Below are 26573 nucleotides of genomic sequence, written 5' to 3'. Positions count from 1 at the left end.
AACGTTTAGAAGTGGAGGACTTCTGCCCAAATCTGTTAAATCAGTAACAGCATTAATACGTTTTTTGTGGAATTTTCCCCTTCATCTGCTTTAACGTTGCTACGATTAGAAAACTAACAATTACTAGTAAAAGCCATGAACTCAACTTTCCTAGATGAACAAGGCTCCATGCAGCGGTTTGATTTGGATATTGCCAAGCTCCAAAGAACGTTGCGATATTTTCGGCGATCCATATAAAAAATCCAATGAGCACGAAAGAAAGTGCAAGTGGCATACGGTAACGCGTTCCGTTCACTTCGAAAATTACCCATGATTGCCAAAAGACGATGATGACAAGTACAGATAACCACCAACGTATATCAATCCAATAATGGTGAGTGAAAAAATTCAAATAAATCGCAGTTGCAAGAGGGACAACTACCAAAAACGGTGGCCACTTAACCAAGTCAACCTTAAGCCTCCGCCACGCCTGGCACAAATAACTCGCTACGCTTGCATACATGAATCCGCTATAAAGAGGCACACCAAAAATTTTGAAATACCCTTCCTCTGGGTAAGACCATGAGCCCATATGTACCTTGAAAATTTCTAAGGTTAACCCAATAATGTGAAACAATGTGATAACCTTCAGCTCATCCTTAGTTTCAAGGCCGGAACGAACCATCCACCATTGCATCAGAAGACAGATCATTAGTATCCAGTCATACCTTGGTAGGAATGGAAGTGGAATGATTTGAGTGATGGCCAATGAAGCAAAAATAACGACTGGAAACAAGCAGGATTGAGCCTGTCCCCAGCCAAAATGTACAAGTTGTTTTAGTGCTCTCATGATTTTTGCCTCCAAAGACTTCGTCGTGTTACTCACATCAAACCGTTAAATCATTCTCTAGTTTTATATAAATGGCTTCTCGTAAAAGTCTTTGGAGAACAGCCGCAAAGACAGCAATAACCATTGATGCAAAAATAACAGCCATTCCAATTAATAAACCTGGTGCGTCATCTACTTTTGTCAGGAAATATAAAAATGGCATCTCTAAAACGTACACGATAATAATTGCGATGGCACAGTATTTAATATTTCTTAAAGCCTTTACGGATAACTCCGAGAAAGCTTTGTCTTTATCAATATTGCTTAATAGTTTTAAAGTCTGAACCAAAGCAATGAAAAACGGAATCATTGCTACATACATTCCAATTAATAAAGGATATTGCAAATTAGCGAGTTCTGGAAGTTGCCAATACGGGGAATTCGGGTCGAATCTAGACAACCCAAAAATGCACACAGCAAGAATTGGGAGTCCAAGAAGAATAATCGCTATCCTTAAAAAGATTGTTGAGCCTCGTTTCATAAAAACACCTCACTAAATTAAATAGCTATTAAACGACTAGATAAGGATCTCTAATTCCTTCATTGGCGTTGCTAAATTGATACGCATATAATCCACCTTCGAAGACCAATCGAAAGTTTGCTATATAAGCCAAATCACTAGGTTTAATCATAGATAGATCCTTTTCTTCAATATCAATAATCTTACTTTCCTTTAGGACTGATGCCACAAACTGAGAACAGAAGAAAGCATTCTTTCTTTTTATAGGCTTTTTAAATAGGACTCCAAATAACCCTATAAAGTTGTAGCGATAATTTTCTTTTTTAGAAGCTATTTCTTGGATGTATTGATGCATTTGTTGAAATTCATCATTGGTTATGCTTAAAGAATAAATGGCGCAATCTGCTTGCCTAAATATGACGGAATGAATATCTTCTCTAACGAACCCCCCAATAAAAGGGTTTTTCGCCGTTTTTCTCCCAAAACTATATACCTCAACCAATTCAGCATCAAAGGCGATTGAGGCATGGTTATAGGGTTTTTTCGTATAGGACTTAATCAGTCTTGTTAATATTGTTCCTGTATCGGATAAAAGGAGATAAACCTTTTTTTCCTTGATCATAATCCTCACCTTAACTATTTTTTGTGATGTAAAGCAGGTGATCTCTAGAACGCCTGCTTAGTTCATATTACCCTTCTATTCTTCATCGCTTTTGTATTCTATAATATCTCCTGGCTGACAGTCTAATGCCTCGCATATCGCTTCTAAGGTAGAAAATCGAATCGCTTTTGCTTTACCATTTTTCAGTATCGAGATATTTGCCATTGTGATCCCGACCCTCTCCGTTAGTTCTGTTACGCTCATCTTCCTTTTCGCCAACATCACATCAATATTGATAATAATCGCCATGTCATTCACCTCAGACCGTAAAATCGTTTTCTATTTTTATAGCAATCGCTTCTTGTAAAAGTCGTTGGAGAACAGCGGCAAAGACTGCAATCACCATTGAAGCGAAAACAGGAACCATTCCAACAATTACGAGTCCCGGTGCATCGTCTAGCTCTGCGACAAGAAATACAAACGGTAAAACTACTACATATAAGCCACTGATTGTCAGTGCGCAGAATTTAATTTTCTTTAGAGCCGTTACAGACACATCAGAGAAAGCTTGGCTTTTGTCAATATAGCTCAAAAGTTTAAATGCCTGATACAATGCAATGAAAAACGGGATTGCTGATACATACATGCCGATTACTATCGGATAGAGTATATGTGCATAATCTGGATTGGCAGGATTATTAACTAAATCAATCACCCCAAATATACCGAGTGCTAGAACTGGAATTCCCATAAGAAAAACAGCTATTTTTAAAAAGAGTGTTGAACCTTGTTTCATGAAAAGCACCTCACTTATTTATTATCATTTTTATATTATCACGGTATTTATCGTTTAGCAATAAATAATTACTGATTATGACTATATTTTTATTGCGTTAGGATCGTGTACTGTTTTTAAAAGAAAATTAATAACCAATAAATAATGAGTACTTCTTCGTCTTTTGATACGGTCAAGACTGACGTTTTTTTGTATTGAAATTACTTTTGTGGTGATAGTACCTATAAATCGATTACACACAAATTTTCGAGGAGCGTGCTTTATGGAGACAGCCTATAAAGGGACAAACAAAATGCTTACAGGTATTGTATTTGGTGTACTAACGTTTTGGCTGTTTGCACAAGCCATGGTTAATATAGTTCCTACAGTTACAGCAGACTTAGGTGTTTCTTCAGGAACTTTGAACATTGCCATCAGTTTAACAGCACTATTTTCGGGAATATTTATCGTAGCAGCTGGTGGGCTTGCCGATAAAATCGGACGTAAAAAAATCACAAATCTCGGACTACTATTAAGTATTATTGGTTCACTCTGTTTAGTGTTAGCAAACGGTGCGACATTACTCATAATAGGTCGTGTTATCCAAGGATTATCGGCGGCATGTATTATGCCCGCAACGATTGCGTTGATAAAAGCTTACTATGATGGCAAAGAGCGTCAACGTGCTTTAAGTTTCTGGTCAATTGGTTCTTGGGGTGGATCCGGAGTTTGTTCGTTCTTAGGAGGAGCCATTGCCACCTATATGGGTTGGAAATGGATTTTTATCTTTTCCATTATTTTTGCAATCCTTGCGTTATGGTTAATCAAAGATACACCGGAAAGCAAAGCCGCGAATACTGGAGACTCTAAATTCGATAGTAGTGGTTTGATTGTATTCATTATTACAATGGTGGCATTGAATGTCGTCATTACACAAGGCGCTTCAATTGGATGGACAAGCTGGATTACGCTCGTATTAATTGGTGTTACAGTTATTGGTGGCTTTGTCTTCTTTAAAGTGGAAAATGGAAAATCGAATGCATTAATTGATTTCAAACTATTTAAAAACATGCCTTATACAGGTGCAACCGTTTCAAATTTCTTGCTCAATGCTGTAGCCGGAACACTTGTCGTTGCGAATACATATGTGCAACAAGGTAGAGGATTTACGTCGTTCCAATCCGGTATGCTATCGATTGGTTATTTAATTGCTGTTCTAGCGATGATTCGGGTTGGTGAAAAGATTTTACAAAAGGTCGGTGCGAAAAAACCAATGATTTGGGGGACTTCTTTAACACTAATCGGTGTCGGTATGATGGGTTTAACGTTCTTACCTGGTGTCGTTTACACAATCGTCGTGTTTATTGGATTTGCTCTATTTGGTTTAGGTTTGGGCATTTACGCAACCCCATCTACAGATACAGCTGTATCAAATGCACCTGACGATAAAATTGGTTCAGCTTCTGGGATTTATAAGATGGCTAGCTCCCTTGGTTCAGCGTTTGGTGTTGCCATATCGGCAACTGTTTACGCAACGATTTCACATACAAGCGGCGTGGACGTAGCAGCTATGGGAGGAATTATCGCAAACGTCGTCTTCGCAGTGATTGCATTGTTATCTATTGTATTTATGGTTCCAAACAATACTGGAATAAAAGTCACGAAGTAACGCGGAAATTCAATTAGGATTTCCCAGGCGGTTAATGCTGGAATAAAGGAGCGAAATCATATGAAAGAAAAATTAATGAGCTTGTTGGAAGAAAGAGAAGACGAGATCATTCAAATTCGTCGCTATTTACACGAAAATCCAGAGCTGTCATTCGAAGAAGAAAAAACTGCTAAATATATTGCAGATTTTTATAAAGATAAAGATGTGGAGATTCAAACAAATGTTGGGAATGGCTACGGCATCATCGTTACCATCAAAGGCGGCAGACCTGGGAAAACGATTGGACTTCGCGCGGACTTTGACGCACTACCTATTGTGGAAGAGACACCTGTGCCGTTCAAGTCGAAAAACGAGGGCGTTATGCATGCATGCGGACATGACGGGCATACAGCCTACCTCTTAGTGTTAGCTGATTGTTTAATTCAACTGAAAGATGAGCTATCTGGCGTCATCAAAATTATCCATCAGCATGCTGAAGAGGTTCCACCAGGAGGCGCAAAAAGCATTGTCGAGTCTGGACTTCTTGATGATTTAGATGAAGTGTACGGCATACATTTTCTTCCAATGGGTCCAGCAGGGTTGGTTGGTTACCACGCGGGGTATTCATTCAATGGCAGAGCCTATATGAAATTGAAAATACAAGGCCGAGGTGGACATGGATCTTCCCCACATTTAGCCAATGATGCAATTGTCGCGGGGGCACATTTTGTAACAGCAGTTCAAACGATTATTAGCCGCAGATTAAGTCCATTCGAAATCGGCGTAATTACAATTGGCTCGTTCGATGGAAAAGGTACTTTTAATGTCATAAAAGACAGTGTCGAACTGGAAGGTGATATTCGCTATATGGCCATCGAAACCAGAGCAACGATTGAAAAAGAAGTAAAACGGTTGGTCAAAGGACTTGAAGAAGAGTTTGGCGTTACATGTGAACTGACATATACACCAGATTACCCACCACTCTACAATAATCCTGAACTGACAATGAAAGTAGCTGACACTCTTAAAAACGCTAATGATCCTCATATTAAAGAAGTGAAAGAATTCCCTGCACTAGCTCCATCCGAAGACTTTGCGTATTACGCGGAGAAGTTTCCAGCATGCTTTTTCTATATTGGATGTACACCTGCTGGCGTAGAAAACCCTTATTTCAACCACCATCCCAAGTTCGATATCGATGAAGCAGCATTGCTAGTCGCAGCAAAAGCTGTAGGACAAATAGTCTGTAGCACTCAGGAATAATTTTCGAGTCTGTTGAGGGGGACTTTTTTTGGTGTTCCTTTTGGGTACCTGCACGGTGCAATTATGACTATTCATGACTTGGGATAAAACAGCAAGCAGATTTTGACAAAACGTTATACAGTCGATACCCACTTTTCATATTATGCAATTGTAGTGTATTATTGGAATAGTTTCTTGTACCTTAATAAAACCCGCTAACCGTTACTAAAGAATCAAGCGAATAGTACCTTACAACTAATCGCGCGATGTTTCGTCAATTATATTTATGGGTATGAAAGAAAAAGAACTACATTTGCATTACTTTATGAATAATAAGTAGCTAATTGTCAAACCTCTTATAAGTAATGCGAATGACTAAAATAATCTTTTGATGTCAATAAATTAGAAGTGTACACTGATAAAAAGTTTGTATCGCAATCGATAAAATCGACTCAAAATCCATGAGTAAAGATACACGGAATTTTTAATACAGATCACTTCTCCACCTACATCAAATAAAATTTGTGGAGAGGAAGTTATAAAAATGTCAAAAAAAAGCGAATTGGAAAAAAGAATTGAAGAAACAAGAGAGAAGCTTTACCAAGTATATAGTGAAAATCCGAAAAATCCTCAAGTGGTTTCTATTTCGCAGGAATTGGATGCGCTTTTGAATGAATATGAATGTACGATATTGAAAAAACACTAAATTGAGCAACCTGCACGGTGTAATTATGACTATTCACGATTTTGAGTAAATATACGATAGGATATCGATAAAGATTGATATACTCGATATCCACTTTTCATTTCATGCAATTGTAGTGTATTTTCGGAATAGTTTCTTGCGCAGTGGTACCTTACAATTCGGGATACGCACCTATATTACAAGCATTCACGATAATTCAAACATATGCACAATCATACAGAGTAGGATGATAACTAGCGGCTCGAATGAATTTCCATATATTTGCAGTGAGTTGTCAGAACACTATTTGGCACAGTGTACCTTTCAAGTGATTTCAACCGTCGATGTAATCTCGATGCCATTTAATGCCTGTGTAGCTAGCCTATCTGCTTCTGTATTGTCTTTTCTAGGCACCAACTCATATTCCGGTGTAATCCCAAGAATTTTCAGTTTGGCTTCGATTCGGTCTGTCCAACTATATAAGTTCTGTTCAATTGCCGGCCATTCCTCAATTAAATGATTGATGACAACCCGAGAATCCCCGATGATTCGGACTGGCAGATGGTGGATATTCAAATTTTCAAGTTCTTTCATGCATAGATGAAGTGCTGCATATTCCGCCTCATTATTCGATGTGAGTTCCAAAACAGATGCGTTATGCCTTAACCTGTATGATTTCCCATTCTGGTCATAATAAATGACACAACCCAAATCCAGATGCCTTCGTGGTCAAGTCGAATCCTCCATCGAAATAGACGATAATATTATGCGGCTCTGTTTCGATTTCTTTTAAATAGCTTTTCATTTCCTTGGCTGTCCACGTGTTTTCATGTTGATCGATAAACTTCAAACTTTTCGTACGTCCCGTCTTCACCAAATCTTCCGCAATGAGCACAGCTTGGGCCGCTTTCATTTCCTCCGAGCGGAAGATGGTTTCCGTTCCTTTAGGTGTTTTGTAATTCCATTCGATTATCAACTTCATCGCAATTCCTCCAACTAGTATGTCCTTCTAGTGTACCTAATGCAATGCTCTTTTAGAAGTCTCCCGGTAAGAATCCGATTGAAAGTGTATTGAAAGAACTAATTCATTAACTTCTCACGAACAGCGCTTTATACCACTGATTCACCAAAAATGGCATAAAGGACAAGCAATAAATCGTACCCAATTGTACCCCACTTAATGTTGCGACTTCAAACACGCCCATAAGCGAAGGCATAAATAATACAGCATGTAAACATAAAAAACCGATTAAAAATGCGAGCCAAGTATATTTATTCGAAAATAGACCAATTGTGAAGATTGATTCTTTAGATCTTGAGTTAAAGCCGTGGATTAATCTCGACAAGCATAGTGTTGTAAATGCCATTGTACTTGCTGTCAGCGTATCTCCCGTTGCCAGTCCCATTCGAAAAGCAATAATCGTAGAGATAGCTATCAATAAACCTTCGAGCAGCACTTGCGTAGTAAAAGATTTATTTAACAATGGCGTGTGAATATCTCGCGGCTTGTCCCTCATTGTTTTTTTATTATGCGGCTCAAGGCCAATTGCAATTGCAGGCAAACTATCGGTCAGTAGGTTAATAAATAATAAATGAACGGGGGCAAAAGGAACTGGTAAACCTAATACGGTTGCATATAAAACAACAAAAATCGCCCCTGCATTCCCTGATAATAAGAATTGAATGGCGTTCTTAATGTTCGTGTACATACTTCTTCCATTCGAAATCGCTTTGACAATTGTGGAGAAATTATCATCCGTTAAAATCATGGAAGAGGCATCTTTGGCTACCTCGGTACCCGTTATTCCCATCGCGACACCGATATCGGCTTGTTTTAAAGCGGGGCCATCATTGACACCGTCTCCCGTCATCGCAACGACATTTCCTTTATCCTGCCATGCTTTAACGATACGAATCTTATGCTCTGGTGTGACGCGGGCATAGACAGAGATATCTTGAACTTTTTCTTGTAGTTGTTGATCCGTTAAGTTTTCAATTTCATACCCTTCAATCGCTTCTGATGGATCTTTTAAAATACCAATTTGTTTGGCAATGGCAGTGGCTGTTATTTTATGGTCGCCTGTAATCATAACGGGTTTAATACCAGCTCTTATACTACTTTCAACTGCTCCTTTTGACTCTTTTTTCGGTGGATCCATCATCGCGAGTAATCCGACAAAGATTAAATTGCTTTCGTCTTCCACACCGATTGTTTGATTTTTCCTTACCTCTTTGTAAGCAATGGCTAGCACACGTAAACCATTCATAGAAAAGTTGCGATTCACTTCTTCGATTTTTTTACGATGCTCTTCGGTAATCGCAAGTATCCCTTTGGAAGTTTCGATTTTCACTATTTTAGATAGCAGAACATCAACTGCACCTTTTGTAATTATGAACGATTTTCGATCGAATTGATTTACTGTACTCATTAGTTTCCTGTTTGAATCAAAAGGGATTTCCGCCAATCGGGGATAATAATCCCTAACACCTAATTCATCAATATTGTATTGTTGTCCTAATTTTACGAGCGCTAACTCGGTGGCGTCACCGATTTCTTTTTGATTTCTTTCAAAGGCGTCATTACATAAGAGGGCTAGTACAATCAGTTTTTTCTCAAGTGCATTTTCAGCCTGCAGTTGATTATGCAGAATGACTTTTTGATCAACATATACTTGTTGCACTTTCATTTTATTTTCGGTTAAAGTTCCTGTCTTATCGGAACAAATAACGGAGACACTCCCCAGACTTTCGACAGCATAAAGTTTTCGTATAATGGCATTTTCCTTCGCCATTTTTTGTGTCCCAAAAGCCAGCACAATCGTAATGATTGAACTTAATGCTTCCGGAATCGCTGCAACTGCAAGCGAAACGGCAAACATAAACGAATCGACTAACTCGCGTCCTCTAAAAAGGTCAATCGTAAAAATGACTACACAAATCATCGTAATCCCTAAAGCTAACTTTTCTCCAAACTGATCTAAACTTACTTGTAGAGGTGTTTTTTTCTCTTTCGCAGTATCCAGTAAATTTGCGATTTTACCGATTTCCGTTTTCATACCAATAGCTGTTACGATTACAGTACCACGACCACTAGCAACAAAACTCCCGGTAAAAACCATATTATTCTTTTCAGCTAGGATTACTTGATCCTCTATGATGGGCGCTGTACTTTTCGTTACAGCTAGTGATTCACCTGTCAGAGAACTTTCATTTATTTGTAGATTATGGCTTTCTATTAATCTTCCATCAGCACTTATATAATCGCCAGCCTCCAAATAGAGAAGGTCCCCAACCACTATATCTTCAGAAGAAATCTCTACGATCTGATTGTTCCGTTTAACTTTTGCAACTGGAGAGGACAATGCTTTCAGATTATCCAGAGACTGTTCTGCCTTCACATGCTGTACAGTGCCTAGGATTGCGTTTAAAGCCACAACAATTAATATTACAACCGTGCTTCCCACTTCGCCCAATAGGAATGAAATGAAGGCCGCAACCAATAAAATAATGACTAATAAATCTTTAAACTGCCCAAAGAAAACGGCGAATGTACTTGTCCTTTTTCCTTCCGTCAATTCATTAATACCATATACTTCTTGTCTTTTTTGGACGTCGTAATCACTCAATCCTTGAGTTGTCACGTCTAACATATCCATGATTTCAATAGATGATCGTTGATGATATTCTGTCATTCGATTCCCCTTCCTGTGTGATATTTGTAGAAAATCATGCCATCTAGTAAACCCCTTTTGGCTTGTCCTTTCTTATATAGATAGTGAATTCGCTTGAATAATTTTTCGGGAAACAACATTCGATACTCAACATTCCTATTTTGTCCCCAATCTACTTCAACACATCATACTTTATCAATACTATTCCCTATTCGATTCCAGTATGATTATAATCAATATAAAATTTCAGGTACCGATCACCAATGCACGAGAAGCAGCAAGTGTCAGCTTCGTTGAATCTTGACTTTGAAGCCTACCATTCCTCCTAGAAAAACAGTAAGCAAACTTTAGCACTTGTTTTATTTTTCAGACCATGATAGGGTTAGATAAATTAATCTTTTCAAACAACTACATATTTGAATTCTTATCGAGAGAGACGGAGGGAGTGGCCCGACGATGTCTCAGCAACCAGCCTTATCGGGGTATGGTGCTAATTCCAATAGACGAAACTTATTGTCTAGAAGATGAGAAGATTGACTTCAAGAATCTATGAAGGCCCTCTTCTTTAATAAAGGGTCTTCTTTTTTTATTTCAATAGTAAAGGATGATAACAATGCCATTTAATAGTTTTGATACACGTTTAGTACAATTGGGAAATAAAAGTGATGTAAAAACGGGTGCAGTGAATCCACCGATTTATTTATCAACTGCTTATAAACATGATGGATTAGGTCAGTCTACGGGCTACGATTATACACGAACAAAAAATCCGACGAGATCTATTTTGGAAGAAGGGATTGCCGACTTGGAAAGTGGGGACCAAGGCTTCGCTTGTGCTTCCGGCATGGCTGCGGTGCAGTTAGTCTTAACCTTGTTTCAATCAGGTGATGAAATCATTGGACCAGAAGATATTTACGGCGGTACATATCGCTTATTTGACAAGTATGCGGATCTCTATTCCATCACGACGACATACTCCGACTATACGAATGTGCATGAAACGGAGAAGCTGATTACAAAAAAGACAAAGGCCCTTTTCATCGAAACGCCAACCAATCCGCTAATGCAGGAATTCGATATCAAGCAATATGCCGAACTTGCACGCAAACACGATTTACTGCTAATCGTCGACAATACATTTTTAACACCTTACTTCCAACGTCCAATTGAGCTAGGTGCTGACATCGTGCTACATAGTGCTACGAAATATATTGGCGGACATAATGATGTTTTGGCTGGGCTTGTTGTTGCTAAAGGAGAAAAACTTTGTGAGCAGTTGGCAATCAACCATAATACAATCGGGGCGGTGCTTTCGCCTTTCGATTCTTGGCTCATTATCCGCGGATTGAAAACCTTACATTTGCGCATGAAACAGCATGATGCAAACGCCAAAATCATCGTGGATTATTTAAAAAACGAACCACTTGTAAAAGATGTCCTCTATCCTGGAAAAGGCGGCATGTTATCATTCCGATTGCAAGAAAGCGAATGGGTGGGTCCATTCCTACAAAATCTGAAGCTGATTACTTTTGCCGAAAGTCTTGGTGGTGTCGAGAGTTTCATCACCTACCCAGCTACGCAAACCCATGCAGAGATTCCCCGTGAAGAACGCATCAAACGCGGGGTTGACGACAGTCTATTGCGGTTTTCCGTAGGTGTGGAGGAAGCGGAAGATTTAATCGTCGATTTGAAACAAGTATTTTCATCCTTAAAAATTGAGGTGCCTCAACTATGAGCTTTCGCGAAGAACGATTGGAGACAACACTGATTCATGCCTCCACGCGTGGAGAATTCGAACAAAAGACCGGTGCTGTGAACGTCCCAATTTACTTATCATCGACGTTCCATCAGAAAAACTTTGACTCTTTTGGACCTTATGACTATAGTCGTTCAGGCAACCCGACGCGAGATGCATTAGAAAAATCAATCGCCGACTTGGAAGGTGGTGCAAGAGGATTAGCATTCGCTTCAGGCATCGCTGCCATCTCTTCTGCATTCATGTTACTTTCTTCCGGCGACCATATTGTCATTACAGAAGATGTTTATGGTGGGACATACCGATTCGTCACGGAAGTGTTAACGAAATTTGGCATTACGCATACATTTGTCGACTTCACTGATGCGGAGGTAGTGGCTAAATCCATTCAACCGAATACGAAGGTGCTATATATCGAAACACCTTCCAATCCGCGTTTAGGCATTACCGATATTGGGCGGATTGTTCAAATTGCGAAAGCGAATGATTGCTTGACGTTCCTTGACAACACTTTTATGACGCCGCTTTACCAGCGTCCGATTGACCTTGGTGTTGATATTGTTTTACATAGCGCTACTAAATTTTTATCCGGACATAGTGATATTATCGCAGGACTTGCTGTCACGAAAGACGACGAACTAGGCAATCGTCTGGCATTTATCCAAAACTCTTTCGGGGCCATTTTAGGTGCACAAGATTCCTATTCATTAATTCAAGGGATTAAAACATTAAGTCCCCGTTTAAAACAATCTTCTGAAGCAGCCCAAAAAATCGCTTCCTATTTGAACGATCATCCGTTAGTGGAAGAAGTCTTTTACCCAGGCTTAGCGAGTCATCCTGGGCATGATGTCCATGCAAAACAATCGATAAGCGCAGGAGCAGTTCTCTCTTTCCGATTACCAGACAGAGAGGCGGCAAAGATATTTGTTGAAAATGTCAAAATCCCCGTTTTTGCCGTCAGTTTAGGTGGCGTCGAATCCATTTTATCTCACCCTGCACAAATGTCCCATGCCGCCATGCCGAAAGTTGAACGGGAAAAACGCGGCATTACAGATGGCCTGTTACGTTTTTCTGTTGGACTTGAACATGTAGATGATTTAATCGCTGATATTGAACAAGCCTTAGCAATCGCCATTAAAAAAGTGATTGTAAGTAATTAATAGAAGAAAGCGGGAATTGATGATGACAAATTTGACAACTGAAAATACATTGAACAAAGCCCCATTTAAAGCGGATCACGTCGGAAGTTTTTTGCGTCCAGAACGATTAAAAAAAGCGCGACTTCAAAAAGATAACGGTGAAATTAATGCAGAGGAATTACGTGAAATCGAAGACGAAGAAATTATAAAACTTGTCGAAAAACAAAAAGCTGCCGGACTGAAAGCTGTGACGGACGGAGAACTTCGCCGCAAATGGTGGCATTTCGATTTCCTTTCCGGATTTGACGGTGTTGAGTTAATCCAAACCGAAGAAGGTGTCGAGTTCAAAGGCGTCAAGCGAAAAGCAAATGGCATAAACGTAACCGATAAAATTAAGTTCAGCACACATTATATGATTGAAGACTTCAAGTTCCTAAACAGCATAGCAGGGGATGCAGTCGCAAAATTCACGATTCCTAGTCCGAATATGTTACTTCACAGAGCAACTTTCGAAGAAGGCGTCTACCAAAATAACGAAGACTTAGTTAATGATTTAATTATTGCCTATCAGGACGTCATTCAGGCACTTTACGATGAAGGATGCCGTTACCTACAACTTGATGATACATCTTGGGCTTCTTTCTTATCAGAGGAAGGAAGAGAGACATTGAAAGCCAATGGGCTAGATCCGACCACAGCAGCCCAGCAATCTGCGCGCGTCATCAATGAAGCAATCGCGAAGAGACCGGCTGACTTGCTAGTGACAATGCATATTTGTCGTGGCAACTTCCAATCGACTTATTTTTCTAGCGGTGGCTATGAAGAAGTGTCAGAAACAATCTTCGGCGGATTGGATGTCGATGGCTTATTCCTTGAATTTGATGATGATCGCTCAGGTGGGTTTGAACCACTTCGTCATGTCAATCGCCCAGATTTATCTATCGTATTGGGGTTAATCACATCCAAATTTGGTGAACTCGAAAACTCTGAAAGCATAAAAGAAAGAATTGCGGAAGCTGCAAAGTACGTTCCGCTTGAACAGCTTTGCTTGAGCCCGCAATGCGGTTTCGCTTCGACAGAAGAAGGCAATCTATTAACAGAAGATCAGCAATGGAAAAAAGTGCGCCATGTAGTTTCAATTGCAGAAGACGTTTGGCACTGACTAACTTACTAGCAAGCCGATGTGGGTTTTGTTGAAAACATGCAAATTGAGGGGTACCTGTTTCAGAATCCATTTTGAAATAGGTACCTCATCCTTTTTACGATAATCTTTATTCAGTATTTCACCATAATGAATTGACTCATAATGCTCACCCCTTTTCACTATAAAAATAACGAAATCGTTTACCTTCAGCGATAGAAAATACTGTTTCTAGTCATAGCCTTCTATGAAATTCGTGTTAAACGAACTATTAATCCTCCCAATAGAAAACTGCATCCATCACTAAGTACTCTCTAGGTTCGCGATAGATCGTTGGAATTTTCGTTTTAAAAGATAAAGGTTGATTCATTTCCTCAGATTTAACCATTTCATAATCAAATTCTTTTAAAGCTTGTTTCAATTTTTCTGCTATTGTTTGGAATCTCTCGCTTAAATGGATCCTCCATGGACCGTCAAGTAAAGAACCATATGCCCCACTAATGTCTTCGTTCGTTTCAATACGAATTGTTTTATATCTGTCATCTTCCCCCATTATGGCTACAGGGGCTAAACGACAAATATCAATAATAATCCCATCTGTCTTTATCTCTCGATGACCGTTCTTCTCTTTAACGACTTTTGCATCTTCTTTTTGATAGCAAAAAAATTCAACAAAGGAGGCGTAGCCACTACCAAAATGATTCCACTCTGCTTCACATACTAAATTAGGAATACGGTTTATTCGATAAAATAACCGTCGAATATGTGCTTCAATTTCTTGCTCATTATTTGTATTGTAAGGAAACTGGTTCCCAACGATTTTCCCGTCAATTAAGTCTTGTAATTGCCCATCAGAAAACATACACGAAACACCTCTCATTTCCCCTCAATAGCCACTAGCACTTATTCTTAATTAATACCCAAAAAAGGCATCCTTTTTGATATTCCTTTTTGAAATATCATTACTTTGTAAATAACTAGAAATAGAACCCACCATAGATTTTGGTCCTGCAATAAAGTATTCACCATCATTCTTATATAAGTCGGAAAACTTATCTATCTCTTGATTTAAGTCGTCCCTAGAATCCAGGTAAGTTACGCTTATTTTATTGTTAGTAATTTTATCAAGTTCATCTTTATAAATATATGACTTGTTACTATCCATGTAGAGAAGGTGTATTGGGACTTCTATGTTATTTCCTTCCATTTCTATTTGTTTTATTATTGATTGAAATGGTGTGATTCCGATTCCGCCTGCAATTAGGAGTGTAGAACTGATATCTTTTAAATAAAAAGACCCTACAGGCCCACTCATTCTAATTGTCATTCCTTGTTTTAATTCTAACAACGCCTTCTTAAAATCACTTGGGTCAGCACTTATTCGCGTTGTTATTTTAATAACTTTCTCTGCAGGAGCAGATGCCAAAGTGAACGGTTTGGTGCCGTTTTTTATTTTTTTATGCGTAATCGTAAACAAACCATGCTGCCCTGCTTTCCAGATTAAATCTTCTTCTTTTTCAAACAGAAAGGTATAAACGTCTTCTGATTCTTTGTGGCTTTCTAGAAATAATAAATCTCTCTTTTTGAATATTGATAATGTATCTTGAAAAAAACTCATTTTCTTATCTCCCTTTTTTCAATTAGCGCTGGGATACTTACCAACTGCTTGGTGTAATCATAGTCAGTCTTACATTGCCTCTAACACTTTTTTAAGTTCTTCAATCTTATACGACCAACCATATTTTGCACCATTGAACGCTTGATCTTCTTTATCGAATCCAGTTTGTTCGAGATGTAAATGGGTTGTTTCATCCTGTTGTTTTAACGTCCATGTGACTATAGTGTTTATCGGCCCACCTATCCATGTGTAAGATAACGTATTAGGCTTGTCCACTACCAATACTTCACTATCTACAATTAAATCTATTTCCGCATTTCGAAACTGACATTTGTACCCTACGATTGGTTTAAAATTATTTGCCATGACCCATTGTGCAAGCGTATCTGAATTTGTTAAGGCGTCCCAAACCTTATTAATAGGACTTTTAAATTGAAAATCTAATGATATCTCCGCCATTATCTATTCCTCCAATATATTCTTTAGTAATATCGCTCTTTCATTCCAAAAATTCTCGTAAAAGGCTAACCAATCTTTGACTTCCTGTAAGGGCGCTGCATTTAGCCGATACCTTGTTTCTCTACCCAATTTACGGTTAGTAACTAAATCAGCTTCTTTTAGTATGGCCAAATGTTTAGAAACAGCAGTACGGCCCATTTGAAATTGCGTCGTTAATTCGTGGAGTGGTAACTCGTCTGCATCTGCCAATAAACGTATTAATTTTCGTCGTGTTGGATCTGCAATAGCTCCAAATACATCGCGTTCTTGATAAGTGTTGCCCAAAATCCTCCCTCCTTTTCAATCAGACACTGTTTGGTGTCTCTATTATATGACACTAATTGGTGTCTAGTCAAATGTTTTCCGAAAAAATCCCAGGTTCCTATTGGAAACCCGGGAAATGCGACTATTTCTCATACTAAAACATCAATATCTCTACTATAAAACTCATGCTCTTCTTGCCATGCCCCATAGCAATACCTAGTTTAAGATATAGAATATGTAGTACAACTCCAGTGTTTAGAACTTGTTTTTCTCTTACCTTTCCATCCCCCTTTTATTAGTTCTTTGGCTATCAACATATTGAAAAATCCGTGCCCAACCAATACTACTGATGTATGTTCTTGAGCATGGTTAACTAACAACTCGGAAGCCTTATTAGCCCTAATTTTTGCGCTACTCAGAGACTCGCAACCTCTTGAATAACCGATAAACCACAAACACCTTAAGATTACCGCCCAAATACTCGAATTTAATTTTAGTCCCCATAAATTTGTTAAGGGAATAGGTAACTCAGTTTCACGAAATATAGGGTTTGAAATGGTTTCTAAGTTTGGATCCAACAAATTTACTGACTCAATTGACCTTTTTAAATCACTCGCAATCACAATATTCGCTGTTGTTATTTTTTCTAACGTTACTGTTGAATATGAGTTTTCTTCAAATACACCGCTATTGTCATACTTTTCAACCCAACTTTCAAATTCTTGACACGTTATTCTGCTAGTTTTAATACACACCGATTTACCATGTCTAATCAATGAAATCTCCATAGTTTGTCACCTCTGAACTAACCTGTATGTGCAGCTACCCACTTCTGATTTGAACTATTTCTTATTAATTTCTATTCGAATTATCAATTTCTGTTTTCAATGTACTCTCCCACCATACCTCCTTATTTCCGTTTAGATAACTTTTTATTAAGTTTCTAAACGGATACGGTTGAAGGTTTTTATTATCCAATTCATCTGCATCACACCAGAAAAATCTCAGATGCGGCTCGCTTGAAACTGGATTATCCCCTGGCAATAGATCTTCACTATCGATCACAAAAACCTGGTTTATCTCACAATGTACTACGCCTTTTTTCTCCCATTTATGTTCAACGACGCCAAGAAAATGATCTACTGTACTGGAAATTCCTAATTCTTCTTCAATCTCTCTTATTAGCGCATCTTTTGCGCTTTCACCAAATTCAATGTGACCACCAGGCAAGAATGTATTTGTATATCCAGTAGCCTGCGCAAGTAAGACTTTATGATTTTTTATAATAATGCCCCTTGCCAAATGATGAAATGGATTTTGCATTGATATCTCTCCAATCAATATTGTTTAGTCTTGATCCAGGGTGCAATTTCCAAATTTAGACTTGCACCCAAACTTTTATTGTTAAAATTCTAAAAATAAAGCAACCTATTTATTTACTAGGAAACAAGGTGTAAGACCATGAATAAATTAAATCGACGATAAAAACAATCCCCCAGATGACACCGATCGCATGAAGGGTCTCATTTGGATAAGGTGATCCCTCTGCAGTTTCTTCACCCACCCAAGAAAAATCTGTTAAATAAACTTTCATTTCAGCAATACTATCAGTTCCCATAGACCAAAAAATCGTTTGAACCAAAACAAAAATTGCTAAATGAATTAAAGAGGAAATACGATATTTCTTTGCAATATATTTAGGATTGCTGTTTCGTTTCATAATTTCATAGTCTTTTTGTGATAATAGCTCGACACCACGTAGTCCACCTATTTTCTTCCTCATCCAACGATCAAGTCTAATAAAATCAACGATACCAAATGTACAGGCATATACAACAAATAGTGTAATAATGAGTAAGAACGTTGAAAATTCTCCTGTTTGACTATAAACATAGAGACCAAGCAGCACTTCCAAAATAAGCAATGACAGAAAGCTGAAAATAAAAATACGACTTAGTCTTGGTCTACTAAAAAAGTATCGAAATACGCTAAATAATAGAATTGAAATGAAAGACAACACTTCCATTAAGATAAAAAGTTCCCAATTATATGCAACGATAGTATCCATAAAATGCTCCTTTATCTTTATTATGGGGAATGATTAATCTTCGGCAGAGGTTTCTTGGAGTAAGAAACCTCTGCCTACCTTTTAAATAGGAAATATAATTTGCTTTAGCGATTTCTATTTTCAACTTGATTGATCCAATTCAAATCAGCTTCTAAATGTAATAACATACCAGTGATTAATAAATATTTAGTTTCATCACCTTGAATGATTAAATCTGTTTTCAAGCTAGTTAACTCCATTACTTCTTTAATAATCACTTCTCTTTGTTGTTCAAGCATTTTCTTTTCTTCTTCAAATCTGATTTCACGTGCACAATGCCATTTAAAGAAAAAGTCCTCTTTTGTTGTATGATAAGGCACTGGTTCTAGTAACCATTTTTCTAACTCATCTTTTCCTTTTGGCTCTAATTCGAACAGTTTTCTTTCCTGATCATCCAATCCCGGTGATGACACTAATTGGTCACGTACTAAGCGATCGAGGGTGGTATAAATCTGACCAGGATTAATTTTACCTTTAATCCCAAGAAGTGAATCTAATTCTAATTTCAATTCATATCCATGATTTTTTTGCTGGGATAGCAACGTTAAAATTCCATATTTTACCGACAATTTATCAACCTTCTTTAAGTGATGACTGTATATTTATTTTACTTACTGTTTTGCTAGCGATCCAGGCTGCAAAGAGACTCAGAGAAACTCCGGCAATCATTGCAAGTATAATATTATTTATAGGAAGTTGGAAAGATATAAATCCATCCATTAGTTTAGATTTACTTGTGACGTAAATTAAAGCTACACCAGCAGCACTCCCACCAATTGCTCCGGATGAGCCAATCAGGAAACCTTCAGCTACTATCATGTTTCTAATTTGTTGTTTAGTAAAACCAAGCGCTCGCATAGTTCCAATCTCTGACTGTCGTTCATAAGTATTTATCAATAGCGTATTAGCTGTACCAATACTAGCTAACCCGATGATGATAAATAACATAACTAAGATTAGTTCATTCATGCCAGAAAGTGCTGAAGTAGTAGATTCAACTTCATCTTCTGCTGATTGGACCTTTGAAAGATGACCGCCAAAATCAGACCATAACTGATTACGTATTGTATCAATCGCATTATTGTCCACGGTAAGTAGTAAATCAAAACTATTTGTCCATCCAAATTCCTCATTAAGATTGGCCGCATCCATAAATGCAACATAGCCAGAATAATGCGATGTGGTAACGACGCCAACAACTTCAAAATACTGTTTACCATTTGGGGTATTCATTTGTATGCTTTGTCCAATATCCCCACCCCATTCTTCAAAGGCTCGATTTCCGAGTAAAACAGAAGATTTCTGTTTTAACTTTTTGTACAAATCCTTTTCTTGAGGATTTACAAATAATGAGGGGCCATTTTCACTAACGGAAATAACGGAAAATTGTCTTTTTCCTTCATCAACTGTTTCCCAAGTAATTGGTGTTGCTTCAGTTAATGGCTTAACATCTGTGACCGCATTATATGAAAGTAGTTTTGTAACATCTTCAGTAGACCATGGCACTTCAGAAGTAACCCGCATATCTCCACCGTACGTAGTATTTATTTCACTTTCATACCCCTCGGGTGCTGATTCTACCACTGCACCAAGTAGTAATATAACCGTGATGCCAATGGCTAGAATAGCAGCTGTATTTGCATTGCGGTTTATTTGTTGGTTGAGATTTTTTGTAGCCAGGATGCCAGGATAACTAAAAAGGGTTTTTAAAATAGGTTTCATGATAGTACTTAAACCTTTCAATAGTGAAGGAAACAGTAGAATGACGCCTATTAATACCGCAGCATAAGTAACAGGGTGATCTAAAAATACAAAGCATAGAAGACCTACTCCAAAAATAGCTCTAATGAAGGACCATTTTGACAAAGCATCCGTTTCGTTTTCCATTTTCAAGGTCAATAAAATGGAAGCCTTACCTGCATTGTAAATAGGGAAAAGGGAAAAAATAATCGGGAATAGTAATCCAATTATGATAGCAATCACCGTTGGAATCTTCCAATTTAAATCGTAGACCAAGTCAAATTCAAATAAACTAAGAAGGGTTTGCATAAACATATCTCCAAACCATATTCCAAGTGGAATGCCAATTGCTGTACCGATCAATGCTAAAAGTATCATTTCAATAAGAACGAGCTTAGAAACAGAGCTATGTGTATAACCTAAGCTTTTCATGATTGCAAATTCCCTTTTTCGTTCGACGACGCTAGTATAAATCATATTAAAAACGATAAACCCACTGATAAATATCGACAATCCAGCAATTATATAGAAGAATGTATAGATACCACCTATATCGTTGCTCTGAAGGTCATCTGCAACAACGGGCTCTATATATACACTTGAACCTTGGAACCTTTGTTGAAATGAGTGAAAGAGATCCTCACCATCATCTTTGGTTTGAAAACGCATATAGGAAATCTCGTCAGTTTTTCCTGTCCACTCTTTTAACATATCAAGTGGAGCCAAAATACGAAAACTGGTCGATTCAGCACTTTCCCAATTACTTGGACTTGCAAGCTGTTGCGTATACTCAACAATAGCGGAAACTTTCGCTTCTCCCATATCGGTAAACCTAACCGTATCACCAACCCCTTTTCCTAAAAGGTTTGCGACAACTTCTGTTAAGACTATTCCTTTATTATCTAAGCTACCTTCAATAACTGGCAGTTTCAGCAAAGGACTATTCTGATCATCTACAGCTGTAATTCGTACAGATCTTTCATTAAGAGAGCGGTCGCCTTCTAGTTCAAAGAAAGCTTGCTTATCAAGTACAAGCAATGTATCTGTAACAACGGGATCGCTCTGAATAGACGAAATCATCTCGTCTGAAAAGGTATATTCATCACTTAAAACCCAGTAATCAGCATTGGCGACATACATTTGCTCATAATAGTCGAAAACGTCATTTGTTGTTTTGTCAGCTATCAGCATAGTTGTTGCAAATGACGTCCCTAGTATAATAGCAAGCAGCGTAAAGAAAAATCTCGTTTTGTTTTGTGTTATATTACGCCATGAAATTCGCCAAGTATTTAGCATAGTCATTATCCTTCCTAGATATAGCTTTATCTATAACACCGTCTCTAAAGAGAATAATACGATCTGCAAAACCAGCTGCAAAAATATCATGTGTGACCATCACAATCGTTTGCTTGTTTTGACGATGGAATTTCGAGAATAGTACAAGAATTTCTTCTGCATTAGCCCTATCCAAATTCCCTGTTGGTTCATCAGCTAATAAGACCGTTGGATGATTAACAAGTGCCCTTGCAATCGCTACACGTTGTTGCTGACCGCCGCTTAGCAGATTGGTTTTTTTGCGATTAAGCCCCTTTAATCCTACAGAATGAATTAATTCATCGATTACTTTACTTTTTTCAGTAGTCAACTTTCCATCAGCATGAAGAGGGAACGCAATATTTTCTTCTACAGTTAAAGTAGGCAGCAATTGATAATTTTGAAAAACAAATCCTAGTTTTTTTCTCCGAAATATCGTTCTTTCTTTTTCCTTCATTTTATTTAAATAATTATCATTAATTTGTATGTCTCCATTGGTAGGTAAATCAAGTCCTCCTAATAAATGAAGTAAGGTACTTTTACCAGAACCACTCGGTCCCATTATTGCTACGAATTCTCCTTCTTCAATGTTCAAATCAACACCTTTGAGAACTTGAGTTTTTTGCTGCCCTTGTAGAAATTCCTTTGTTAGATTGTTAACTTTAATCATATTAGTAACCCTCCCATTCTTTACCACCTTATTATATACTAAGTATATAGTAAATAAAAGTATTAATATATCGTTTACCTTAAAATACTGATTTTACATTAAATAAAAATAATAAACACCCCTAAATAACATATACTAAGTATATGTTATTTAGGGGTGTTCTATTAATCATCAAATTAGATTCTATAATCTGATCTTAGCAATGTTCATTAATTTAACAACTCATTTCTATTTAGTTTCGTTTCTTTAGAGTACTTGCTTTGTAACGCAGTATTCACACATCGTCTTTTAAAGACAACAAAAAAAGAGGAAATAGTAATCCCCTCTTATAAAATAACCGTTATATAGGTTCCCCTAGTCTCGTATGACAGTCCTTTACTCAACTACTTCATGATTATAGTATTTTCTTTTCGATTTATTCATAACAATCATGGTAATTACTACTCCTAGGAATAAAAAGGCAAACGAACCTATAATATAAATCACTCGAATGTTGAATAGTTCAGCAAACAATCCAATCATAGCTGTAAATACGATGATTAACAAAGCCTCCACCATACCAAAAACACTTGAAAATCTTCCCATAATCTCTACTGGTACATTGTTTTGATAGAAAGTTAAAAAACCTATATTTGCAAATGACAATGCGAATGTTAATATAAGAAACCCTATAGCTGCCAAGATAAAATCATACGAAAAAGCAAATATTAAATAGCCAGCCGGAGTGAAGATCGCTCCCACTCCAATTAAAATATGTAGTTTAAGATACTTGGCGAATATAGCATTTACCAATGAACCTGCTATGATTCCAATTCCTGCTACACTCACAAGAAAGCCATAAGTGCTTTCAGATAACGAGAGAACCTCTGTTGCAAATACAGCTTCTAAAGAATCTAATGCAGACATAAATACAATGATCCCACTAAAGAGAACATAAACCAGAGCTACATGGAGATTTACTTTACTAAAGCTAATAACTTTTCTCCAATCATTTGCAATTAATTCAAAACTGACTTTTTTAGAGATGACTGTCTCACTCATCAATTCCAAATTAGGAAGCAAAGAAATAATTGCAGCTGATAAAAATAATGCAATAGAATTTAATTGAATTGCTAAATTTGGGGATCCAAACATAAACAGTAAACCAGCAATAGAAGGTCCTAAAATAAATCCACAGGAATTAATAAAGTTTCTAAGAGCATTAAACCTTTGCCGGTCACCTTTTGGAATTAATTTAGTCATATAGACCATAGAAGTTGGCCCAAAAATCGAACTCGCTATATTTATAACAAAAACAAAAGCATAAATCAGAACAATTGACTCCATAAATGGAAGTGCAAGTATGAGGATAGCTCTAATTACATCTAAAAAAATCATTAATTTCCTTTTGTTTAACCTGTCAATAAAACTTCCAGCCCAAAAGTTTGTAAATAGTGTTGCTACAGGTATTAATATATAAAGAATTGATACTGCTAATGGTGAACCCGTAATATCCAATACAATTAAGTTTAGTGCAATTAAATAAACCCAAGCTCCTAAATTGGAGATCCCGATGCCTAATAAAAGTAATATGGAATTATTCTTTCTCATAAACTTCATTGCATTATCCCCTCCTAAATTCAACATTTTTCCAATAAAAAAGAATCTCACCCCCAAAGTTATTAACCTTGAGAACGAGACTCCCTGAATTTAGAAGTTCGTGGTGCCATCCCATTTTGTTTCTACGTCACCGCAGAAACCTTTTCAAGTACAACGTAAGCATAAATTTATGCTTATACTCTATCTCTATAACGGGAGAACCCGACACATAATCTATAATCTAAAAGAAACCTCCCATGTGTAGCTCCGAGACTTGTTTCAATGTGCTATTACATCCTCCATTTCCAGCTACTGGAGTTCTCTGTTATGCTTGAACACATTTACTTTTCTCTTCATCGCCTTTGGATATCTCTATATTCTAGAGTGAAAATAAAGAAAAGTAAAATTTAGTGAGGGGTACCTTCCACTTATACTTCTGGTGAGAGGTAGGTGTGAAGGGCACCTACTACTCGTTTGATTACTAACGACTTCTTTTCTCAAAAAGATTTTTCTTTATGTTTAAGTAATTTTCCATCTCAAAAATCAGGTAAAACAAATTGGCCCGTATTTCAAATTCATCTCGTGTCTTTGGTAATTCTGTCTGTCCGATTGTTGCATTTAATTCTTCTAACTCATTTAAAGAGATATCCGTTGTATCTCCTGAATGAACATTTCGACTTAAATTCTCTAAGAAATCCGCAAACATTTCTTTCTGTTTAACAGGTAGCGGTGTTGAAGAGAAAACGGCAATAATTCTCATCATATGTTTGAGGAGTTCCAATTGATCTTCTCGCATTTCGAGGTAATAATAATCTTTATTTTGTTTACGCAGCAGATGATTTTCAACATCTTGAATGGCGATGCTTTTGGATTGGTTGATCAAATCCTCTACCTCAAGGATTTCTTTCCCGTCCCAATTTCGATCACTATCCCTTAAATGGGCAGAGAATTCATAGAGTATAACTTCAAATTTTTGCTCAATTTTATTTTTAAAGACTTCAATATCTTGCTTGAAATTTGGCATGAAACTATTGACTAGTAGAGCGATCCCCATCCCTATGAAAATAATATAGAGCTCATTCAGAAACATAGCCCAGTTAGCATGTTCTACTGTATAAACATGTAAGACGACCACCATACTTGTGACGAAACCGCCTTGAATACGGATTTTCACTAGTAAGGGCACAAATACTAAAATAAATATGGCGAAGACAATGGGATAATAACCTAATAGCTCAAAAAACAATGCACCAAGTGTCAATGATAAAAGAGAGGCAAAGAATTTTTGATTGATTGTAATTAAGGTCTTTTTCTTCGTTTTCTCGATACACATAATCACGATAATTGCAGCAAATGTTGCAAATTCCAAATCCAATAAACTTGCAATCCAAATTGCTAACCCTGCCCCTACAGCAGTTTTTATCGTCCGGTAGCCCATGCCAATCATAGAAGCACCATCCTACTATTTTCTATTTTAATTCTACATATCCCCGCTTTATCATCCGTTTGCTTTCTTTCGTGCAGTAGCTTTTTTGCCATGAACAATATAGTAGACAAAGATACAAACAAAGATAATGGCAGCCATACTCCCATATAATCCGCGAAATCCGATTAGCGGTAGTATAAATCCCATTAGAAATGGTCCTACCCCAATTCCAAAATCAAAGAACACAAAATAAGTGGACGTTGCTAAACCGATTCGATGTCTTGGTGCCTCATTGATCGCTACTGTTTGAGCACTTGACTGGAATGTACCGAAGCCAACACCAATAATGGCTCCAGCTAGGAGTAACGCGATGCCACCACTAGCCTGACTTAGAATGAACATGCCGATTGCAAATAATAGGAGAGACGGATAGATCACTGCATTTTCTCCCATTCGATCAAACATTTGACCTGTAAAGGGTCTAGAGAGTAATAGAAATAACGCATATAAAATAAAGAAGAAGCTCGCCACGTCTACTAAGTTGATGTCTGCTGCATATGCAGTAAAGAAGGAAAGGATACTTGAGTATGTAAACCCAATTATAGCAACAAGGATTGCGATTGGAATCGTACTCTTTTCAAAGTAATCGCTTAGTCGGAATCCACTTTTCGCTTCACTTTCAACAGGTGCGAAAGTTGTTTTTGGAACATGTAGAAATATCGTGGAAAATAAAGCAATGACTGCAAAAGCAGTTGTCGTAATAAAAATCATACTAAAATCAAAGTTTTGACTTAAGTATAGTCCTAGGAATGGACCTATTGCCATCGCAAGATTGTTACTTGTCGCAAAATAGCCCATACCTTCTCCACGTCTTACAGCTGGTATTATATCCGCGACAATCGTTCCTGTTGCGGTTGTACTGATTCCAAAAGCAAAGCCATGAACAAATCGAATAATTAATAATACCGCTAAGTTATTTACGGGAAAATAGAACAGCATCATTACTAAGAATAAGAGTAGTCCGAAGAATAGTAATTTCTTTTTTCCAACCCTTTCGATCGTCTTTCCCGCAAGGGGTCGTACAAGTACCGCACCAAGTACAAAAATACTCGATGCAAGTCCGGCCTGACTTTGTGATGCATGGAACTTTTCAATAGAGAAAACAGCCAATGTGACCATTAGCATATAAAATGATGTGAAAAGTAAAAAATTTGAAGCAGAGACCAATACAAAGTCTTTGGTCCATAACTTAGGTTTTTGATTCATATTGTTTTCTCCTTACTCGCATTGCATAATATGCAGTATATACATTATATCGTATTTATCACCCCACCGGTTGGGCAACTAATTAATGAATAGTAGGTCAAAAACA

At 37.5% G+C, this 26573-nt stretch carries 25 protein-coding genes, 1 pseudogene, 1 riboswitch and 1 other annotated feature; of the genes and pseudogenes, 6 read left to right on the top strand and 20 right to left on the bottom strand.

Annotated features, from left to right (window positions below):
• Window positions 1-52 precede the first annotated feature (52 nt).
• From AC25Y1_RS14435 to AC25Y1_RS14415, 5 genes are all read right to left on the bottom strand, one after another.
• A complete protein-coding gene (locus AC25Y1_RS14435) occupies window positions 53-829 on the bottom strand; it encodes a DUF817 domain-containing protein (protein WP_488148695.1) in 777 nt (258 codons plus the stop codon).
• Window positions 830-866: 37 nt separating this feature from the next.
• Window positions 867-1349 carry a DUF2975 domain-containing protein gene (locus tag AC25Y1_RS14430; RefSeq protein ID WP_488148694.1) on the bottom strand — a complete coding sequence of 161 codons (483 nt, stop codon included), beginning with the start codon at window positions 1347-1349 and terminating at the stop codon, window positions 867-869.
• A gap of 28 nt (window positions 1350-1377) precedes the next feature.
• On the bottom strand, window positions 1378-1950 hold the full coding sequence (locus AC25Y1_RS14425) for a hypothetical protein (RefSeq protein ID WP_488148693.1): 573 nt from the start codon (window positions 1948-1950) through the stop codon (window positions 1378-1380).
• Between the two features lie 75 nt (window positions 1951-2025).
• Complete coding sequence (locus AC25Y1_RS14420) at window positions 2026-2238, bottom strand: helix-turn-helix domain-containing protein (RefSeq protein ID WP_488148692.1); 213 nt, start codon at window positions 2236-2238, stop codon at window positions 2026-2028.
• Window positions 2239-2248: 10 nt separating this feature from the next.
• The gene (locus AC25Y1_RS14415) at window positions 2249-2725 is read right to left on the bottom strand and encodes a DUF2975 domain-containing protein (RefSeq protein ID WP_488148691.1); all 477 of its coding nucleotides are present in this window, start codon (window positions 2723-2725) and stop codon (window positions 2249-2251) included.
• A gap of 262 nt (window positions 2726-2987) precedes the next feature.
• On the opposite strand from AC25Y1_RS14415, the gene AC25Y1_RS14410 reads away from it, so the two are divergent.
• The 3 genes from AC25Y1_RS14410 (at window position 2988) to AC25Y1_RS14400 (ending at window position 6300) form a co-directional block, all read left to right on the top strand.
• Complete coding sequence (locus AC25Y1_RS14410) at window positions 2988-4373, top strand: MFS transporter (RefSeq protein ID WP_488148690.1); 1386 nt, start codon at window positions 2988-2990, stop codon at window positions 4371-4373.
• A gap of 60 nt (window positions 4374-4433) precedes the next feature.
• Window positions 4434-5615: an amidohydrolase gene (locus AC25Y1_RS14405; protein WP_488148689.1), complete on the top strand. Its 1182-nt coding sequence runs from the start codon at window positions 4434-4436 to the stop codon at window positions 5613-5615.
• Window positions 5616-6138: 523 nt separating this feature from the next.
• A complete protein-coding gene (locus AC25Y1_RS14400) occupies window positions 6139-6300 on the top strand; it encodes a Spo0E family sporulation regulatory protein-aspartic acid phosphatase (protein ID WP_488148688.1) in 162 nt (53 codons plus the stop codon).
• Between the two features lie 303 nt (window positions 6301-6603).
• On the opposite strand, the pseudogene AC25Y1_RS14395 reads toward AC25Y1_RS14400, so the two are convergent.
• Window positions 6604-7261 (bottom strand): annotated as a pseudogene (locus AC25Y1_RS14395) (reverse transcriptase-like protein).
• A 106-nt stretch (window positions 7262-7367) separates the two neighbouring features.
• Entirely contained in the window at window positions 7368-9971 is a 2604-nt protein-coding gene (locus tag AC25Y1_RS14390; protein ID WP_488148687.1) for a cation-translocating P-type ATPase, read from the bottom strand.
• A 400-nt stretch (window positions 9972-10371) separates the two neighbouring features.
• A riboswitch (SAM riboswitch) is annotated at window positions 10372-10481 on the top strand.
• A gap of 82 nt (window positions 10482-10563) precedes the next feature.
• On the opposite strand from AC25Y1_RS14390, the gene AC25Y1_RS14385 reads away from it, so the two are divergent.
• Genes AC25Y1_RS14385 through AC25Y1_RS14375 form a run of 3 tightly spaced genes read left to right on the top strand, consistent with a single transcriptional unit; the run spans window position 10564 to window position 14007 of the window.
• Window positions 10564-11685, top strand: coding sequence for a methionine biosynthesis PLP-dependent protein (locus AC25Y1_RS14385; RefSeq protein ID WP_488148686.1), 1122 nt, complete (start codon window positions 10564-10566; stop codon window positions 11683-11685).
• The gene (gene metC / locus AC25Y1_RS14380) at window positions 11682-12866 is read left to right on the top strand and encodes a cystathionine beta-lyase (RefSeq protein WP_488148685.1); all 1185 of its coding nucleotides are present in this window, start codon (window positions 11682-11684) and stop codon (window positions 12864-12866) included. Before AC25Y1_RS14385 ends, metC begins: the two co-directional genes overlap by 4 nt.
• A 22-nt stretch (window positions 12867-12888) precedes the next feature.
• Window positions 12889-14007, top strand: a complete 1119-nt coding sequence (locus AC25Y1_RS14375) for a 5-methyltetrahydropteroyltriglutamate--homocysteine S-methyltransferase (protein WP_488148684.1) — start codon at window positions 12889-12891, stop codon at window positions 14005-14007.
• A 250-nt stretch (window positions 14008-14257) separates the two neighbouring features.
• On the opposite strand, the gene AC25Y1_RS14370 is transcribed toward AC25Y1_RS14375, so the two are convergent.
• The 13 genes from AC25Y1_RS14370 to AC25Y1_RS14310 all read right to left on the bottom strand — a co-directional run bounded on the left by AC25Y1_RS14370 (window position 14258) and on the right by AC25Y1_RS14310 (window position 26467).
• Window positions 14258-14848 carry a hypothetical protein gene (locus tag AC25Y1_RS14370; RefSeq protein ID WP_488148683.1) on the bottom strand — a complete coding sequence of 197 codons (591 nt, stop codon included), beginning with the start codon at window positions 14846-14848 and terminating at the stop codon, window positions 14258-14260.
• Between the two features lie 51 nt (window positions 14849-14899).
• Window positions 14900-15604, bottom strand: a complete 705-nt coding sequence (locus tag AC25Y1_RS14365) for an FAD-dependent oxidoreductase (protein WP_488148682.1) — start codon at window positions 15602-15604, stop codon at window positions 14900-14902.
• Window positions 15605-15673: 69 nt separating this feature from the next.
• On the bottom strand, window positions 15674-16063 hold the full coding sequence (locus tag AC25Y1_RS14360) for an SRPBCC family protein (RefSeq protein ID WP_488148681.1): 390 nt from the start codon (window positions 16061-16063) through the stop codon (window positions 15674-15676).
• A 3-nt stretch (window positions 16064-16066) separates the two neighbouring features.
• Window positions 16067-16387: an ArsR/SmtB family transcription factor gene (locus tag AC25Y1_RS14355; protein ID WP_488148680.1), complete on the bottom strand. Its 321-nt coding sequence runs from the start codon at window positions 16385-16387 to the stop codon at window positions 16067-16069.
• Between the two features lie 200 nt (window positions 16388-16587).
• Window positions 16588-17154, bottom strand: coding sequence for a histidine phosphatase family protein (locus tag AC25Y1_RS14350; RefSeq protein ID WP_488148679.1), 567 nt, complete (start codon window positions 17152-17154; stop codon window positions 16588-16590).
• A 64-nt stretch (window positions 17155-17218) separates the two neighbouring features.
• Window positions 17219-17689 (bottom strand): NUDIX domain-containing protein, encoded by a 471-nt coding sequence (locus AC25Y1_RS14345; protein WP_488148678.1) that lies wholly within the window; start codon window positions 17687-17689, stop codon window positions 17219-17221.
• Between the two features lie 109 nt (window positions 17690-17798).
• Entirely contained in the window at window positions 17799-18434 is a 636-nt protein-coding gene (locus tag AC25Y1_RS14340; protein ID WP_488148677.1) for a hypothetical protein, read from the bottom strand.
• Window positions 18435-18538: 104 nt separating this feature from the next.
• Window positions 18539-19042 (bottom strand): PadR family transcriptional regulator, encoded by a 504-nt coding sequence (locus AC25Y1_RS14335; protein WP_488148676.1) that lies wholly within the window; start codon window positions 19040-19042, stop codon window positions 18539-18541.
• A gap of 4 nt (window positions 19043-19046) precedes the next feature.
• A complete protein-coding gene (locus AC25Y1_RS14330) occupies window positions 19047-21509 on the bottom strand; it encodes an FtsX-like permease family protein (protein WP_488148701.1) in 2463 nt (820 codons plus the stop codon).
• On the bottom strand, window positions 21478-22197 hold the full coding sequence (locus tag AC25Y1_RS14325) for an ABC transporter ATP-binding protein (protein WP_488148675.1): 720 nt from the start codon (window positions 22195-22197) through the stop codon (window positions 21478-21480). Before AC25Y1_RS14325 ends, AC25Y1_RS14330 begins: the two co-directional genes overlap by 32 nt.
• A gap of 375 nt (window positions 22198-22572) precedes the next feature.
• A complete protein-coding gene (locus AC25Y1_RS14320) occupies window positions 22573-23796 on the bottom strand; it encodes an MFS transporter (protein ID WP_488148674.1) in 1224 nt (407 codons plus the stop codon).
• Between the two features lie 67 nt (window positions 23797-23863).
• Window positions 23864-24141: a binding site (T-box leader), on the bottom strand.
• A 115-nt stretch (window positions 24142-24256) separates the two neighbouring features.
• Window positions 24257-25222, bottom strand: a complete 966-nt coding sequence (locus tag AC25Y1_RS14315; protein WP_488148673.1) for an aromatic acid exporter family protein — start codon at window positions 25220-25222, stop codon at window positions 24257-24259.
• 51 nt (window positions 25223-25273) lie between these two features.
• Complete coding sequence (locus AC25Y1_RS14310) at window positions 25274-26467, bottom strand: MFS transporter (RefSeq protein ID WP_488148672.1); 1194 nt, start codon at window positions 26465-26467, stop codon at window positions 25274-25276.
• Window positions 26468-26573 lie beyond the last annotated feature (106 nt).

The sequence above is a fragment of the Sporosarcina sp. Y1009 genome (assembly GCF_057669865.1).
This window is presented reverse-complemented; position numbering and strand designations above follow the sequence as displayed.

Bases quoted from the DNA above. Each gene is read 5' to 3' on its own strand.
- AC25Y1_RS14435 (WP_488148695.1), bottom strand. From the start codon at position 829: ATGAGAGCACTAAAACAACTTGTACATTTTGGCTGGGGACAGGCTCAA.
- AC25Y1_RS14410 (WP_488148690.1), top strand. From the start codon at position 2,988: ATGGAGACAGCCTATAAAGGGACAAACAAAATGCTTACAGGTATTGTA.
- AC25Y1_RS14375 (WP_488148684.1), top strand. From the start codon at position 12,889: ATGACAAATTTGACAACTGAAAATACATTGAACAAAGCCCCATTTAAA.
- AC25Y1_RS14315 (WP_488148673.1), bottom strand. From the start codon at position 25,222: ATGATTGGCATGGGCTACCGGACGATAAAAACTGCTGTAGGGGCAGGG.
- AC25Y1_RS14390 (WP_488148687.1), bottom strand. From the start codon at position 9,971: ATGACAGAATATCATCAACGATCATCTATTGAAATCATGGATATGTTA.
- AC25Y1_RS14370 (WP_488148683.1), bottom strand. From the start codon at position 14,848: ATGTTTTCTGATGGGCAATTACAAGACTTAATTGACGGGAAAATCGTT.
- AC25Y1_RS14320 (WP_488148674.1), bottom strand. From the start codon at position 23,796: ATGAAGTTTATGAGAAAGAATAATTCCATATTACTTTTATTAGGCATC.
- AC25Y1_RS14340 (WP_488148677.1), bottom strand. From the start codon at position 18,434: ATGGATACTATCGTTGCATATAATTGGGAACTTTTTATCTTAATGGAA.
- AC25Y1_RS14400 (WP_488148688.1), top strand. From the start codon at position 6,139: ATGTCAAAAAAAAGCGAATTGGAAAAAAGAATTGAAGAAACAAGAGAG.
- metC (WP_488148685.1), top strand. From the start codon at position 11,682: ATGAGCTTTCGCGAAGAACGATTGGAGACAACACTGATTCATGCCTCC.
- AC25Y1_RS14365 (WP_488148682.1), bottom strand. From the start codon at position 15,604: ATGAGTTTTTTTCAAGATACATTATCAATATTCAAAAAGAGAGATTTA.
- AC25Y1_RS14330 (WP_488148701.1), bottom strand. From the start codon at position 21,509: ATGCTAAATACTTGGCGAATTTCATGGCGTAATATAACACAAAACAAA.
- AC25Y1_RS14350 (WP_488148679.1), bottom strand. From the start codon at position 17,154: ATGGAGATTTCATTGATTAGACATGGTAAATCGGTGTGTATTAAAACT.
- AC25Y1_RS14420 (WP_488148692.1), bottom strand. From the start codon at position 2,238: ATGGCGATTATTATCAATATTGATGTGATGTTGGCGAAAAGGAAGATG.
- AC25Y1_RS14310 (WP_488148672.1), bottom strand. From the start codon at position 26,467: ATGAATCAAAAACCTAAGTTATGGACCAAAGACTTTGTATTGGTCTCT.
- AC25Y1_RS14360 (WP_488148681.1), bottom strand. From the start codon at position 16,063: ATGGCGGAGATATCATTAGATTTTCAATTTAAAAGTCCTATTAATAAG.
- AC25Y1_RS14430 (WP_488148694.1), bottom strand. From the start codon at position 1,349: ATGAAACGAGGCTCAACAATCTTTTTAAGGATAGCGATTATTCTTCTT.
- AC25Y1_RS14345 (WP_488148678.1), bottom strand. From the start codon at position 17,689: ATGCAAAATCCATTTCATCATTTGGCAAGGGGCATTATTATAAAAAAT.
- AC25Y1_RS14425 (WP_488148693.1), bottom strand. From the start codon at position 1,950: ATGATCAAGGAAAAAAAGGTTTATCTCCTTTTATCCGATACAGGAACA.
- AC25Y1_RS14415 (WP_488148691.1), bottom strand. From the start codon at position 2,725: ATGAAACAAGGTTCAACACTCTTTTTAAAAATAGCTGTTTTTCTTATG.
- AC25Y1_RS14385 (WP_488148686.1), top strand. From the start codon at position 10,564: ATGCCATTTAATAGTTTTGATACACGTTTAGTACAATTGGGAAATAAA.
- AC25Y1_RS14325 (WP_488148675.1), bottom strand. From the start codon at position 22,197: ATGATTAAAGTTAACAATCTAACAAAGGAATTTCTACAAGGGCAGCAA.
- AC25Y1_RS14405 (WP_488148689.1), top strand. From the start codon at position 4,434: ATGAAAGAAAAATTAATGAGCTTGTTGGAAGAAAGAGAAGACGAGATC.